Raw genomic sequence first — 14,817 nt, 5'->3', positions numbered from 1 at the left:
TGGGACCCGGGCCGCAGGTGCCCCGTTCCCAGGAGACACCATGTCATCGTCGACACGGTCGACCGAGATCAAGACCGCCGCCGCCACCTTCGTCGGAACGACGATCGAGTGGTACGACTTCTTTCTGTTCGGCACCGCCGCTGCGCTCGTGTTCGGGCCGGTCTTCTTCCCAGAGGCATCCCCGACCGTCGGCCTGCTCGCCGCATTCGCCACCTTCTGGGTCGGCTTCATCGCCCGCCCCATCGGCGGACTCATCTTCGGCCACCTCGGCGATCGCTTCGGCCGACGCGGCACCCTCGTCGCGACCCTGCTGCTGACGGGCATCGCCACGACCCTGATCGGCGTGCTGCCGGGCTACGCGACCATCGGCGTCTGGGCGCCGGTGCTGCTCGTCGTGCTGCGGGCGCTGCAGGGGCTCGGCCTCGGCGGCGAGTGGGGCGGTGCGGTGACCCTCGCGACCGAGAACAGCCCCGAACGCCGGCGCGGTCTGGCCGGCATGTGGGTCCAGCAGGGCTCGCCTGCGGGGTCGATCCTCGCCACGCTCGCCTTCCTCCTCGTGAGCCGGCTGCCCGACGAGCAGTTCATGGCATGGGGATGGCGCGTGCCGTTCCTCTTCTCGGCAGTGCTCGTGCTCGTCGCGCTCCTCGTGCGCTTGAACCTCGAGGAGACCGCCGCGTTCACCGAGCTCAAGAAGTCCCACACCGTGGCGAGGGCCCCGATCGTCGAGGTCTTCAAGGTCGCCCCGGCCTCGATTTTCCTCGGAATGGGTGCGAGCGCCATCGGCATCGCCATCGCGTACTTCAACAACACCTTCACGCTGTCGTGGACGACCGGGATCCTCGAAGTGCCGCGGCCCACCGTGCTCAACATCCTGCTCGTGATCGCGATCCTGCAGTTCTTCGTGCAGCCGGTGGCCGCGATCGTCGCGCACCGCATCGGCATCAGCAGGCTCATGCTCATCACCCTGACCGGCAGTCTCCTGGTCACGATCCCGACCTACCTGCTGATCAACACCGGCGACCCGGCCGCGATCACGTTCGGCCTCGCGCTGACCACCGTGATGACCGCCTCGTACTTCGCGGTGCTCGCGGGATTCCTCGCGGGCGCGTTCCCGCCCGCCGTCCGCTACACCGGTCTCTCGATCGCCTACCAGCTGTGCGCCACCATCGTCGGCGGAGCGACACCGCTCGTCGCCCAGTCGCTCCTGACCGGCTTCGGCAACGAGATCTGGGGCGTCGCCGGCTACCAGATCCTGCTCATCGCCATCAGCCTCGTCTGCACTGCGGCCCTGGCCAAGCGCCTGCGCAGGAAGCCCCAGGCGACGGCGCCTTCGGTGCCGGCCACTGCGGATGACGCGGTCGCGCCGGCCGTGACGGCACCCGCCTGAATGGCGGGAAGTGAATCGATGGAGGTCGACATGCGACAGAGCCCGGTGCTGTACCGAGCCGGAACGATCATCAGCCAGGACGGCACCCGGCCCGAGGCGTTCGCCGTGGCCGGGGACCGCATCAGCGCGAGCGGTTCGTTCCGCGAGCTGAGCGACCGCCACCCGGACGCCGAGGTCGTCGACCTCGGGGATGCGGTCGTCGTGCCGGGATTCAACGATGCCCACGCCCACCTCGCCGACACCGTCCAATCCCGTCTCGACCTGGATGTCTCGCCCGCGAGCGTCGTCGGCGTCGAAGGCCTGCTCGACGCGGTCCGCAACCGCACGGCAACACGTCGGGGATGGGTGCTCGCCGGCAACTACGACGACTCGGTGACGGGGCGCATCGATCGGGCCATGCTCGATGCCGCGGCCCCGACGACGCCCGTGATCGTGCGGCACGTGTCCGCCCACTGGGCCGTGCTCAACAGTCGTGCGCTCGAGGAGCTCGGGGTCGGCGAAGACGCCCCAGACATCGCGGGGGGAAGCTATGGGCGCGACCCGCACGGGCGACTCGACGGGCGCGTCTACGAGCGCGCGCTCCTCGGCCGGTACGTCAGCCGGCCCGGTGACGCGCTCGCGCCGTTGCCGGCGCCGGAGCCGGCCGACGTCATCGCCGAGTATGCGCGGGTCACAGCCGAATGGAACGCAGTCGGCATCACCTCGACGTGCGACGCGTTCGTCGGGCCCCAGCAGCTCGAGATCCACTCGATGGCCAAGGCGCAGGGCGGCCGCGGCATCCGCGTCGCCATGCTCCTCGCCGCCGAGCGGTACGAGGAGTACCGAGCACTCGGGCTCGGCACCGACTTCGGCGACGAGTGGCTGCGCGTCGCGGGCGTCAAGGCGTTCGTCGACGGTGCGATCGGCGGGCGGACGTGCCGCGTCTCCGAGCCGTTCGTCGGCACGCACGACCACGGCATGCTGATCACCACGCAGGAGGAACTCGACGCACTGGTCGGGCGCGTGCACGCCGACGGCAACCGGCTCGCGATCCATGCCAACGGCGATGTCGCGATCCGGATGCTGCTGCAGGCCTACGAGACCGCAGCGGCCACCGTGCAGACCGGCGTGCGCCACCGCATCGAGCACTGCAGCATCGTCGACGCCGAGATCATCACGAGGATCGCCGCGCTCGGACTGACGGTCGTGCCGTTCTCGGCCTACGCGCGCTTCTACGGCGGGCGACTGGAGCAGTGGTACGGCGCCGACCGGGTCGAGCGGCTGTTCGCGCACCGGGCGTTCCTCGATGCCGGAGTCGCGGTCGCGGCCTCGACCGATCATCCCGCGAGTCCGATCCCGCCGCTCGGCGCGATCCAGTCGATGGTGACGCGCAGGGGAGTCGACGGGATGCGGGTCGGGGAGACCCAGGCGATCAGCGTCGAGGAGGCGATCGGGGTCTACACGATCGGTTCGGCGACGGCGACGGGTGAAGAGGGGCGCAAGGGGCGCCTGGCACCCGGATACCTCGCGGACTTCGTCGCACTCGGCGCCGACCCGCGTCGTGCCGACCCCGAAGGGATCTCCGAGATCCCGGTGCGGGCGACGTTCACCGGCGGGAAGCTCGTGCACGGCGGGGCGTGACACGGGCGCCGCTCCGGGGCGGCGTCGGGGGACGCCCGCCCCGGAGCATCCGTGCTCAGGCCGAGCGCACCGCAGCGAGGCTCTCGCGCACGATCGCGAGACCGCGACGCAGCTCGTCGTCGGTGATCGTGAGCGCGGGCAGGAACTTCAGCACCTCGTCGAAGGCGCCCGAGGTCTCGATGACGAGGCCTCGCGTGAACGCCTCCTTCGAGACGCAGCCGGCGAGCGCGCGGTCGGCGTCGCACGCCAGGCCGTACATCAGCCCGCGACCGCGCACCACGAAGCCGAGCTCGGGGTACTCGGCGGCGATCGCCTCGAGCTCGCCGCGCAGCAGTGCCGACTTCGCGGCCACGGCGTCGGTGAACTCGGCGTCGGCCCAGTAGGTCTCGAGCGCGACGCGAGCCGAGATGAAGGCGAGGTTGTTGCCGCGGAACGTGCCGGTGTGGGCGCCGGGCTTCCACACGTCGACCTCGGGGCGCAGCAGCACGAGCGACATCGGCAGGCCCGAGCCCGAGATCGACTTCGACACGGTGACGATGTCGGGCACGATGCCGGCGGCCTCGAACGCGAAGAACGAACCGGTGCGGCCGACGCCCGACTGGATCTCGTCGAGGATGAGCAGGATGCCGCGCTCCGCGGTCAGCGCGCGCAGGCGCTGCAGCCATGGCACGCTCGCCACGTTGATGCCGCCCTCGCCCTGCACCGCTTCGACGATGACGGCGGCGGGCAGGTCGAGGCCGGATCCCGGGTCGCCGAGCATCTTCTCGAACAGGTCGAGCGTGTCGACGTCGGCGCCGAGGTAGCCGTCGTAGGGCAGGCGCGTGACGTTGCCGAGCGGCATGCCCGCCGCCTCGCGGTAGGTGGCGTTGCCGGTCGCGGCGAGGGCGCCGACGCTGAGGCCGTGGAACGCGTTCGTGAACGCGACGACGTTGGAGCGGCCAGTCGCCTGTCGGGCGACCTTCAAGGCCGCCTCGACGGCGTTCGCGCCGGTCGGGCCGGTGAACTGCAGCTTGTGGTCGAGGCCGCGCGGCGCGAGCACGTACTGCTCGAACGCCTCGATGAACGCGCGCTTGGCCGAGGTCGCCATGTCGAGGCCGTGGATGATGCCGTCTCGCTCGAGGTACTCGATGAGCGCGCGGGTGAACACGGGGTTGTTGTGCCCGTAGTTCAGCACGCCGGCTCCGGCGAAGAAGTCGAGGTACTCGCGGCCGTCGACGTCGACGAGGGTCGAGCCGCTCGCACGGTCGAAGACCGTGGGGAACGCGCGGACGTACCCGCGCACCTCCGACTCGCGGCGGTCGAAGACGTCGAGGTTCGCGGCGTCGCTCATGGCGGCATGCTCCTTCTGCAGTTCGGTGACGGTGCTTCGAGCCTAGATCGTGCGGCTGGGTGGCCGGTGCATCGGCAGGGAACGGCAGAAGGGCGGGCCGACCGGAGACCGGTCGGCCCGCCCTCATGCGGGGTCGGTGGCGTGTCAGCCGATCGCGACCGAGAACACCCGCATCGAACCGTTCGCCGGCAGGGTGATCGTGTAGACCTCCTTGGCCGGGTCGAGCTCGACCGAGTCGTAGAACACGCGGTAGAAGTACCCGTGGTTCGCCGGGCCCGATGGCGTGTTGCGGTAGCGCGACGACACCACCGCGTCTTCGGCCTCCTCGCCCGCCCAGTTGTTGAACGCGATCTCGAACGGCTGGGTGGAGCCGTCGCGGTACGTGATCGTGCCGCTGCCCACCTGCGGGCCGACCGCGCTGCCGAGCAGGCCGAGCTTGGTGCCGTCGCCGCTCACCTCGAATGTCGCGGAGCCCGCCACGCTGTTCGGCGCGCCGACGGCCGACGGCCAGGTGAACGACAGGCCATCGTGCTCGAACTCCGCACCGGCGACGAGGCCGGCGGCCGCGAGGGCCTGCGCCGAGTAGCTGTTGCCCGAGCCGTCGAAGTTGGCCGTGCGGGGCGCCGCGTCGTCCGAGATCGACACGCGGTTGTACGCCGCGGCGATGTCCGCGAGCGGGAGCTCGAGCGTCGCCTCGCGGGTCAGCTCGTTGTCCTTCGACCCCGGGGCGTCGAAGAGCACTCGGGTCTTCACGGAGACCGTGCGCGACGCGTCATCCTGCTCGGTGAGCTGCAGCTCGACCGTGACGGCCTCGCCCGCATCGAGCTTCTTGACGGTCTCGAGCTCGGGCGAGATCGCCCAGCCGTTGCCGGCCGAGGCCTCGATGCGCACGTTCTTCATCGCGTGCGTTCCCGCGTTCGTCACCGTCACCGTGGCCGGGGCGCTCGGCTCGAGCGGCATCTCGAGCTCGACGTCGGCCCGCGGTGTGAACGGACGCACCTGCAGCGTGAACTCCTTCGAGGAGTCCGCGATGCCGGCGCTGCCGCGTGCCGTGACGGTGAAGCGGCTCGAGCCGGGCTTCTCGGCGATGCCGATGATGCCGCCGGTGTCGGCGTTCAGCTCGAGGCCCTTCGGGAGCGATCCCGCGGTGACCTCGTAGCGGATGGTCGCCGGCGAGTTCGATGCGACGACCTGGCCGTAGAGCGTGCCCGCTTCGGCGTCGGTCAGCGACTCGGTGATGATCGCCGGCTCGGGGACCGAGACCGTCTGCGGATCGCCGATCGGTGCGCCCGAGGCATCCAGCTGCTGCAGCGACCACTCGCGCTCGGCCGACACCATGGTGAGGTGCCAGTTCGTCGACCGGTCGCGGAGCGCCTCGCGCTGCTCGGCCGTGAAGGCGCCGAGGTTGCGCGCGGTCTCCCACTGCTTGATCGCGTCGAGCACCAGCGTCGTCTGCGCGCCGCCGCCGTTCAGGCTCCCGACCGAGGTCTGGAGGCCGGTGCCGGCGTCGAGGCCCGCGGCGCGGGCGAGCTTGCTCTCGATGCTCAGCAGGCTCTCGTTTCCGGCGAGGTGGATCCAGCCCATCATCGGCGGGAGGTAGTTCGCGTGGTAGAAGGCGTTGTTCAGGAAGACCTGGTCCATGCTCGTCGAGGCGACCTCTCCCCAGCTCGCTCGCGACAGGCCGTCCCAGGCGTTCGAGGTCATACGGCTCGTCTCGGAGATGAAGCCGTCGTGGTCGTCGATCTGCGCGAAGGTGCCGTTGACCATGCGAGCGATGCCGTACCCGCCGTAGCCGGCCTGCGAGGCCGACTCGAGGCCGTCGAACGACATGGCGCGGATGCCCGTGTCGTTCCACATGTCGGCGAACCGGGTCGAGATCTCGTCGATGATGCCGAGGTCGCCGAGCGCGCCGCCGTACTGGTTCTGCAGCAGACGGGCGGCGGATGCACCGGAGTCGTGCGAGGCGGGGGTCGATCCCCAGCGGCCGCGCGAGAGGCCGGTCACCTCCCACTCCTCGCCGACCTGACGGAACGAGCCGTAGTCGATGAACTCGTCGCCGATGCGGAGCTTCTTGCCCTGCGCACCCGCGGCGAGCAGCGTGTCGTCGTCGAGGTAGAGCACGTTGGCGCTCGCTGAGAGCGGACGGGTGAGCTCGGCACGGCCGCCGAGGGCGAGACGCTCGTCGGCAGGAGCCGGCTGCACGTATGCGTCGTTGGAGGCGACGAAGTCGGAGAGCGTATGCACTCCCACCTTGACGCCGAGCTCGTCGGCGCGGTCGACGAAGTCGGCGACGGCCGCGTCGCTGCCGCCGAGCGAGGAGTCGAACTCGTAGTGGCCGGTGGCCTTCCACGGACCGGCGGCGTTCGGCAGCGAGTAGAGGTACTCGAGGCCTGCTGCCTTGGCGTACTTCGCGGCGGCGTCGAGGTTCGAGGTGCGCAGGTCGCCGAGCACGAGGAAGGACTGCGACGTCGCCTGGGCGACCTTCTGCCACTGACCGTCGATCGTCGGGTAGGGCAGCGACTCGCCCTTCGAGATGGTCGACAGCACGGTCGGCACCATCGACGGCGTGCTGCCGAAGACGGCGAGCTTCGAGCCGACGACGGTCGAGTCGGACAGCGGGCCGACGGGGACCTGATAGCCGTTCGGCTGCGAACGCAGGCGCTCGGACGAGTAGTCGAACGAGAACGCGCGCAGCACGGTGCCCCACGGGGTGACGCCGGCGACGCTCCACTCCTCGAGCGGCTCGGAGACCGGAGCGACTTCGAGGCTCGAGGGGTTCGCCTCCACCTCGCTCTGCCAGCCGGTGTCCTGGTACTCCTGAGGCCACCCGCCCTCGGTGTGGTCGTTCAGCGGCCGCACGCCGATCGCGAAGTCACCGTCACGGACGACGCCGACGGTCTCGCCGACGGTCTCGGTGATCGAGGTGGGCAGCGGGCCCCACAGGAGCGACTCGACGTCGGCGCCCTCGGGCGCGCGCACGTCGACGACCTCGAGGGTGGTGTAGCTCGCCGAGGCGTCGATCGCGACGTCGATCTCGTAGCCGGCGGAGTCGTCGGAGAAGACGAGCGTGTCGCCGTCCTGCGTCACCTCGGTCGGCACCTCCTGCTCCCCGTCGATGACGAGGCTCACGAGGGGGGCCTGCTTGTCGGCGGCGAGGTGGTTCTCGCCGAGGCGCTGGTCGACGAGGCTCGTGACCGTGCCGGCGGCGTCGAGGCCGATCGACAGGGTGCCGGCGGTCACCGTGATGCCGTCGGTGGCGGCCGGTGCCGCCGTCTCGGCGGCGGAGGCCGAGTTCACGGCTCCTGCGGTCGCCACCGCGACGACCGATGCGATGGTCAGCGCTTGGAGCGCTGGATGTCTCTTCATTGAAACTCCCGAGGAAGATACTTGGACAAGTGAACTGCCGGCGTGCCGCGACTGCGTCCGCCGTCTCCCAGATTAATTATTCAGTTAGTATTAATAATTACGGTGGGAGTCAAGCAGCTCAGTAGATGCCTGTCAATCCCCGACGGACGAGGAAGACCGATGATTGCTGGGAGCAGCCCGCTCGTGAAGCGCCAGAACGGTGTGGCGGTGCTCCGCCGACTTCGCGGAGCGGAATCGATGAGCTTCACGGAGCTCAGTGAGTCGACGCGCCTGTCACGGCCGACGATCGAAGACGCCGTCGCCGAGCTGATCGCCGACGGTCTCGTGGTCGCGATCGCGCCCGAGGCGGTCTCCAATCGGCCCGTCGGTCGACCGGCCAAGCGATTCGCGTTCCGGGCGGATGCCGGACTCGTCGTCGCCTGCGAACTCGGCGTGCACGAGCTGCGGTTGATGCTCGCCGACCTCGACGGGGTGGTGCTCGCTCGCAGCGGGCAGGCCATCGACGCCGACCTGTCCGCCGCCGACCGGCTCGCGGCGATGACGAACGCGGTCTCGGCGCTGCTCGCGGAGCACGGGCGCACGCCGGCCGAGGTCTGGGCGATCGCCGTCTCGACGACGGGCATCGTCGACGCGAACGGCACCGTCGTGCGGAGTTCCCGCCTGGCCGACTGGGCGGGCACCGACATCGCCGGCGCATTCGAGCGGATGTCTCCGCACGCTGCTGTCGCAGTCGGCAACGACGCCCGATGCGCGGCCCTCGCCGAGCACTGGCTCGGGGCGGGCACCGACCTCGACGCGTCGGTCACGGTGCTCGCGGGCACGACGATGGCCGCGGCGATCACGATCGACGGCAAGCCCTACCTCGGACGCCACGGCGCCTCCGGCGAGATCGGCGGACTCCCGGAGCTCGGCTGGCCGCGAGCCGCGGCAGCGCTGACCGAGTTCACGAGCGCCGGGGGCGTGCTCGACGGGGGAGACGACGAGCGCGGCAGCGCCGCGCTCGCCGAGTTCATCGAGCACTTCGCGCTCGGCCTCATCACCCTCGTGACGGTGCTCGACACCCCGCGACTCATCATCGCGGGCGAGCTCGCGGGGGTCGGCGATCGTCTCATCGAACCGCTCCAGGCGCGTCTCGACGCCGCGTGCCTCTTCCCGGTCGAGATCGTGGCCTCGACGCTCGGCGCCGACGTCAGCGTGCTCGGTGCGCTGCGGCTCGCGCTCAACGACGTCGACGCATGGCTCTTCGACACCGAGCGCGAGCGACGGCCGCTCGCCTCCTGACGAGCTCGGTGGTCAGCCCAGTCGAATGGGCGAGATCTCGACGTCGACGGCGCCGAACGTGAACGGGAGCGGGAAGTACGACCCGCCGTCCCACTGGTCGATCGGGATCATCCAGAACGAGACGTGGGTGATCACGAGCCAGATCGCTGTGACGGCGACGAGCAGGATCGCGGCACGGTCCAGCATCCGGAATGCGGCGGCCTCGCTGTCGGCCCTCCGCAGCACTCGAGTGATCGCGACGAGCACGATGATGGCGATCGCGAGGTAGACGATGGTGCTCGGCCGCATCGTCACGTCGACGCAATACGGAGCGACCTCGGTGGGTCGGCCGTCGGCGTCGATGAATCCGCCGTCGCCGGTCACGCCGCCGGAGCATCCGCCCTTCGACGCGACGCTGAGCACGCTGTAGACGAAGCCGGTTCCGAGCGCGCAGTACAGCAGGCTGCGGGTGCGTCGGAGGATCGCAGCGCCGGGAAGGGTGGACAGCTCGGCTCCAGGCTGTCGATCGAGGGTCTCGGACATCGGGCTCCAGTCGTCGGGTGCCTGCCATGCTGGCAGCGGCACGGCCGTCGTCGCAAGGCCGGACTCTGGATGCGGAGCCATGGGATTGGGCGGATGCTGGAGTCATGGCTGATTCCCGTCGAGCCCAGGGGCCGCCACGGTGGGCGGTGCGCGCGAGCGAACCGCTCGCGCGAGCGCTGGCCGGGCGCCGGTGGGTGCCGCTCTGGGGCATGATCCACCACCGGGGCCGTCGCAGCGAAAACGCCTACGCGACGCCGATCGCCCTCGTGCCGACGACGTCGCGCGACGTGTTCCTCATCGGCCTGCCGTGGGGGTCGAAGACGAACTGGGCTCGCAACGTGCTCGCCGCGGGCGAAGCGACGATCACGTGGAAAGGTCGCGACCATCGGGCGACCGCTCCTCGACTGATCGAGCCCGCGGAGGCAGCGGCGTTGTCGAAGCCGGCGTTCCGCGCCGTCGTCGGGCGGTTTCCCGCGGCGATCGTGCTGACGCGGTCGGCCGAGGCCGACGGGTCGAGCGACGTCACCGGGTCTGGCGAGGGTGCGCCCGACCGATGACCGAGAGCCGAGGCATCCGTCGTCTCAGGCGTTCTCGAGTTCGGCGATCACGACCTTCTTCTGGCCCATCATCACCCTGATCTGCTCCGGCCGCCGGGTCAGCTCACCCATGTTCGCCGGGATGATCTGCCAGCTGACGCCGAAGCGGTCCTTGCACCAGCCGCACTGCTCCGATTCGGGCACGTGCGAGAGCTTCGACCAGTACTCGTCGATCTCCGTCTGGTCGGCGCACTCGACGACGAAGGAGATCGACTCGTTGAAGGTGAAGAGCGGCCCGCCGTCGAGGCAGACGAAGTCCACGCCGTTCAGGGTGAACTGGCCGTTCAGCACCTTGCCCGACATGCCCGTGAAGTGCTCGTCGAGCGACTCGTCGGGGTACTCGTCGATGTGCCGGATGCGCGAGTTCGGGAAGACGTCGACGTAGTACGTCATCGCCTCGCGCGCCTGGTCGTCGAACCACAGGCACGGCTGGATCGGTGAGAGCTCGGCCATCGGGAACCTCCTCGTTCGGGCTGTCGCTTCGACGGCCACGGTACGCCGGCCGGCCGACGGCGTCGAGGGTCAGCGGCAGCGGCAGCCCCTCAGATCGGCAGCGGCCGATCGTCGACGATCGTCTTCATGACGATGGTGGACGCGACTCGGCGAACGCCGGGCAGCGCCGAGAGCCGCTCGTCCCACAGCCGTTGATACGCGGGCAGGTCGCGTACGGCGACGCGCAGCAGGTAGTCGGGGTCGCCGAAGAGGCGTAGCGCCTGGATCACCTCGGGGATCTCGGCGACGGCCGCGTCGAAGGCGGGGATGGTCGTGCGGTTCGCCTGGTCCATCGTCACGAAGACGAGCGCGCCGAAGCCGAGCCCGACCACCTCTGGGTCGATGACGGCGCGATAGCCCGAGATGGCTCCGGATGCCTCGAGCGCATGGAGTCGGCGGTGGGTCGGCGACATGCTCAGCTGCACGCGAGCCGCGAGGTCGGTGAGGCTCAGTCGGCCGTCCTGCTGCAGTTCGGCAAGTATCTTCCGGTCGATGGCGTCCATGAGGTGAATTCTTCCACGGAGCGGCGGGTTCCGGGGTGAATACGCCAGCGGCTGCTCGCGCACCCCGCCTACATTCGTCGTATCCGCCGAGGGGGGAGGCCACCGTGAACACCCAACTGCTGCTCGCCTGCTGGGCGATGATGACCTTCATGGTGCTCGTGCCGGGCCCCGACTGGGCGTACATCATCGCCTCCGGGCTACGCGACCGCAGCATCCTGCCCGCCCTCTCCGGAATCCTCATCGGCTACCTCGCCGCCGTGGCCGCGGTCGCGGTGGGCGTCGGCGCCGCCGTGGCGGCGATGCCGTGGGTGCTGAGCGGACTCACGTTCGCCGCTGCGGCGTACCTGGTGTACCTCGGCATGCGCGTGCTCATCGAGCCGCCCGGGCTGGTCGCGGGCGCAGGGCCCGGCGGGGGAGCCGAGACGCGGCCGTGGCTGCGCCTCGTGCAGGGCGCCGGCGTCAGCGGCCTGAACCCGAAGGGCCTGCTCGTGCTCGTCGTGCTGCTGCCGCAGTTCACGGATGCCGCGGGCGCCTGGCCGATCCCGGTGCAGCTGGCCGTGCTCGGCCTCATCTTCGTCGGCAGTTGCGCACTCGTCTACTTCGTCGTCGGCATGGGCGCCCGCACGGTGCTGCGTGCTCGGCCGTCGGCCATGCGTCTCGTCTCCCGCATCTCGGGCGCCGCGATGGTCGTGCTCGCCGTGGTGCTCGTCGTCGAGCAGCTGTCGCACCTGCTCGGCTGAGCGTCGCTCGCCCGGGGAGGGATCAGGCGAGGTCGGGGTCGACGTCGATGAGCACCTTGCCGACGGTGCCCGCCTCGACGGCGTCGTGCGCCGCGGCCGTGCGCTCGAGCGGGAAGCGGGTGATCGGCAGGCCCGCGTCCTCGCCGACGGGCAGGGCTCCGTCGGCGAGTGCACGGCCGATGTCCTCGGCGGCAGCCGAGAGGGCGTCCTGGCCGACGGTGTAGAGCAGCAGGAACTGGTAGCGCACGTTGAGCGCGAAGTGCCGGCGCACGTCGAGGATCATCTCGGCGCCGCCGTCCGTCGCGTACACGGCGATCGACCCGTGATTCGCGACGACGCTCGCGTTGAGCCCGGCATTGCGGGCGGGCGAGACCTCGACGACCTGGTCGACGCCGTGCGGGGCGATGGCGCGGATCGCGGCCGCGGCGTCGTCGGCGCGATAGTTCACGACGTGGTGGGCTCCGGCCGCGGTCGCGAGCGCGGCCTTCTCGGGCGAGCTCACCGTCGTGATGACCGTGGCTCCCGACCAGCGGGCGAGCTGGATGGCCGCGTGCCCGACGGCGCCGGCGCCACCGGCGACGAGCACCGTGCGGCCGTCGAGCGCGCCGGGGCCGAGTCGGGACGGACCCGCCTCGGAGACGGTGAGCGCGCGGTGCGCGGTCATGGCGGGCACGCCGAGGGAGGCGCCGAGGTCGAAGCTCGCGGCATCCGGCAGGGGCACCACGTGCTCGGCAGAGAGCACCGCGAACTCCTGCGCGGTGCCGGACGGTCGTTCGTGCGCGGCGAGGTAGGCCCAGACCCGGTCGCCGACCGCGAACCCGGTCACGCCGGGGCCGACGGCGTCGACCACGCCGGCGCCGTCCTGGTTCGGCACGACCTCCGCGAACGGCGCCGCCCCGCCCGGACGTGAACCGGCCCTCGCCTTCCAGTCGGTCGGGTTGACGCCCGACACGGCGATGCGCACGCGCACCTCTCCGGCGCCCGGTTCGGGCGTCTCCCGCTCGACGAGGTGCAGCCCTGACGAGTCCCCGGTCTTGGCGTACGCGATCGCTCTCATGCAGTGACCAACGCGGCGGGCGCCGAGAACCTTCCGACCCTGGGCTCGGCGGCTGTTCGACGCCGGCTACACGAGTTGTTCGGCGTAGCGGTGCTGCCTGCGGACCGTGCCCGCGAGGTCGTACTGCAGCCACTTGCCGACCTCGGTGAAGAACGTGTGCGAGAACCACGCATCCGCGTTGGCCCAGTGCAGCACGACCGGGTGGTGCGGCAGCAGGTTCTGGTCGAATCGCTGCGAACTCCCGTTGACGAGTCCGTCGGCGAGCACGACGTGGTCGAGCCGGGTGCGCATCACGACGGTGCGCCCCACGCGCGCCCGGATCGCAGCCCACTGCTCATCCGACCGCGGGAGGGCAGGGGTGTGCATGAGCACGAGCATGCGGATGCGCTCGCCGTCGGCCGCCGCAGTCAGTGCGACGTTGCCGCCGTGGCTGTGGGCGAAGACGGTGTCGAACGGGGGCAGGGCGAGCGCGTCCCTCCAGATCGGCAGCTCGGCCGAGCCGGCATCTCGGGCGGCCTGCGTGTACTCGCCGCTCCACGTGTAGTAGGTGTCCTCGTCGTAGAGGTTCGGGGTCGAGGCGACCTGGATGTGGCTGTGCAGTGGCTCGCCCGGCGCGTACCAGGGGTCTGCGGTGACCTGGGCCCACGTGCCGTGGATGGCGAGGCTGACCTCTGCGTGGGCGAAGGTCGTGGGGGCGCCGCCGCCCGTCGGAGAGCGCGTCGGCCTCGCCGGTTCCGAACCGCCGCCGTCGCTTCGGCGCAACGCGGTGTTCGCGATCGCGGCCACGTGCTCGTCGGTCGAGGCGGTCGCGGCGGCGAGCACCTCGTCGGCCGCAGCCAGCGCACCGCTGCTGAAGGTGCGGAGCGCGGTCGCGGCGGCGACGCGCTGGAGTTCGTGCTCGCTGCCCCGCGAGTGGTTCAGCAGGGCCAGCAGCGACGGCACCGAGTGCGTGAGCTCGACGTTCTGCCAGAGCGCGAGTTCGTCGTCGGGGCGAGGCGGCGACCCGCCGCTCCAGTCGCGGGCGTCGGATGCCCCGTGGTCCTGCAGTGCGAGGCGAGTGAGCGTGTCGAGGTTCGACTGCTCGCTCCAGAGCAGATCGTCTTCGGTCGCGGGTGCGACGAACGGTACGCCGAGCGCCTCGGCGTCATCGCGCACATCGGCGGTCTGCTCCCGCGACCCGAAGGCCGCGGTGCCCATCGCGAGGAAGTGGCCGGCCCGGCTGCTGATGGCGCCCGGGGATTCGCTCTCGAACGCCGCGGCGCCGAAGACGGGCGCGAATCGTTCGTCGGGTGCAGGTGGCGGTGGTTGCACGTCGCCCATGGTTCCTCCCGGCGGTCTCGCCTGCGAGTCTGCTCCTCGTGCGGACGGCGCACCAGCCCTCGGAATGATCCCGGTCGCTCCGGTGGCATCGGTGGAGCCGGTCTCGGCGGTGAGCGCCTCGCCGTCACGCGCAGCTGCGGGCCCGGCCTCAGCCCTCCCGGCGGCGGGCGAGTTCGATCGGCTCGGCGTCGGGGCGGGCCTCGCGGCAGACCTCGAGCGGCGCGTCGACGAGCAGGGCCATGTGGTCGCCGAGGTGTTCGATCGCCTCCTCCCACCCGTCGGCCCGGTCCGAGATCTCGAAGAACTCGCCCGAGACGTGGTCGAACACGACGGCGCGGTGCACCTCGCCCATGATCTCCGTCACGTCCACTGCGACCGAGTCGATCTCGTCCCACGGCACCAGCACCTCGGGCGAGCCGCTCGTGGTGACGGCGAGGCCCTCGTCCGAGAGGGCGATGCTGCCGAGGTCGTTGGGTTCCCGATACGCCATGCACCGATCGTCGCATGCGGCTGGGTTGCCGCGCAGGCGGCGTCGGTAGAGTGGGCGCGCGGCTCGAGGCATCCGTCTCGCCGAACTCTCCACTCTTCACCGCAAGGACACCC

General features: G+C 70.7%; 13 protein-coding genes. 5 read left to right on the top strand and 8 right to left on the bottom strand.

The genetic code is table 11. The features are described from left to right. Positions 1–40 precede the first annotated feature (40 nt). On the top strand, positions 41–1,387 hold the full coding sequence (locus JOE59_RS12170; RefSeq protein WP_204460806.1) for an MFS transporter: 1,347 nt from the start codon (positions 41–43) through the stop codon (positions 1,385–1,387). A 30-nt stretch (positions 1,388–1,417) separates the two neighbouring features. Beyond that, positions 1,418–3,007 carry an amidohydrolase gene (locus JOE59_RS12165; protein WP_204460804.1) on the top strand — a complete coding sequence of 530 codons (1,590 nt, stop codon included), beginning with the start codon at positions 1,418–1,420 and terminating at the stop codon, positions 3,005–3,007. A 55-nt stretch (positions 3,008–3,062) separates the two neighbouring features. On the opposite strand, the gene ectB is transcribed toward JOE59_RS12165, so the two are convergent. Further along, positions 3,063–4,337, bottom strand: coding sequence for a diaminobutyrate--2-oxoglutarate transaminase (gene ectB, locus JOE59_RS12160; protein ID WP_204460803.1), 1,275 nt, complete (start codon positions 4,335–4,337; stop codon positions 3,063–3,065). 144 nt (positions 4,338–4,481) lie between these two features. Continuing rightward, positions 4,482–7,703: an Ig domain-containing protein gene (locus tag JOE59_RS12155; RefSeq protein ID WP_204460802.1), complete on the bottom strand. Its 3,222-nt coding sequence runs from the start codon at positions 7,701–7,703 to the stop codon at positions 4,482–4,484. A gap of 159 nt (positions 7,704–7,862) precedes the next feature. Here JOE59_RS12155 and JOE59_RS12150 point away from each other — a divergent pair, with 159 nt between their 5' ends. Continuing rightward, a complete protein-coding gene (locus JOE59_RS12150; RefSeq protein ID WP_204460801.1) occupies positions 7,863–8,984 on the top strand; it encodes an ROK family transcriptional regulator in 1,122 nt (373 codons plus the stop codon). Positions 8,985–8,996: 12 nt separating this feature from the next. On the opposite strand, the gene JOE59_RS12145 is transcribed toward JOE59_RS12150, so the two are convergent. Beyond that, positions 8,997–9,587, bottom strand: a complete 591-nt coding sequence (locus tag JOE59_RS12145) for a hypothetical protein (RefSeq protein ID WP_204460800.1) — start codon at positions 9,585–9,587, stop codon at positions 8,997–8,999. 23 nt (positions 9,588–9,610) lie between these two features. On the opposite strand from JOE59_RS12145, the gene JOE59_RS12140 reads away from it, so the two are divergent. Continuing rightward, positions 9,611–10,063: a nitroreductase family deazaflavin-dependent oxidoreductase gene (locus JOE59_RS12140; protein WP_204460798.1), complete on the top strand. Its 453-nt coding sequence runs from the start codon at positions 9,611–9,613 to the stop codon at positions 10,061–10,063. A gap of 24 nt (positions 10,064–10,087) precedes the next feature. On the opposite strand, the gene JOE59_RS12135 is transcribed toward JOE59_RS12140, so the two are convergent. Next, entirely contained in the window at positions 10,088–10,555 is a 468-nt protein-coding gene (locus tag JOE59_RS12135) for a VOC family protein (RefSeq protein ID WP_204460791.1), read from the bottom strand. An 89-nt stretch (positions 10,556–10,644) separates the two neighbouring features. Next, positions 10,645–11,097 carry an Lrp/AsnC family transcriptional regulator gene (locus tag JOE59_RS12130; RefSeq protein WP_204460790.1) on the bottom strand — a complete coding sequence of 151 codons (453 nt, stop codon included), beginning with the start codon at positions 11,095–11,097 and terminating at the stop codon, positions 10,645–10,647. Between the two features lie 104 nt (positions 11,098–11,201). On the opposite strand from JOE59_RS12130, the gene JOE59_RS12125 reads away from it, so the two are divergent. Then, positions 11,202–11,837: a LysE family translocator gene (locus JOE59_RS12125; RefSeq protein ID WP_307837047.1), complete on the top strand. Its 636-nt coding sequence runs from the start codon at positions 11,202–11,204 to the stop codon at positions 11,835–11,837. 22 nt (positions 11,838–11,859) lie between these two features. Here the strand turns inward: JOE59_RS12125 and JOE59_RS12120 are convergent, their stop codons facing one another. The 3 genes from JOE59_RS12120 to JOE59_RS12110 all read right to left on the bottom strand — a co-directional run bounded on the left by JOE59_RS12120 (position 11,860) and on the right by JOE59_RS12110 (position 14,704). Continuing rightward, positions 11,860–12,894 (bottom strand): NADPH:quinone reductase, encoded by a 1,035-nt coding sequence (locus JOE59_RS12120; RefSeq protein WP_204460789.1) that lies wholly within the window; start codon positions 12,892–12,894, stop codon positions 11,860–11,862. A gap of 66 nt (positions 12,895–12,960) precedes the next feature. Continuing rightward, positions 12,961–14,214, bottom strand: a complete 1,254-nt coding sequence (locus tag JOE59_RS12115) for a hypothetical protein (protein ID WP_204460788.1) — start codon at positions 14,212–14,214, stop codon at positions 12,961–12,963. A gap of 148 nt (positions 14,215–14,362) precedes the next feature. After that, positions 14,363–14,704: a hypothetical protein gene (locus JOE59_RS12110; protein WP_204460786.1), complete on the bottom strand. Its 342-nt coding sequence runs from the start codon at positions 14,702–14,704 to the stop codon at positions 14,363–14,365. Positions 14,705–14,817 lie beyond the last annotated feature (113 nt).

Source organism: Agromyces cerinus (assembly GCF_016907835.1).
In the GTDB taxonomy this organism is placed as follows: domain Bacteria; phylum Actinomycetota; class Actinomycetes; order Actinomycetales; family Microbacteriaceae; genus Agromyces; species Agromyces nitratus.
This window is presented reverse-complemented; position numbering and strand designations above follow the sequence as displayed.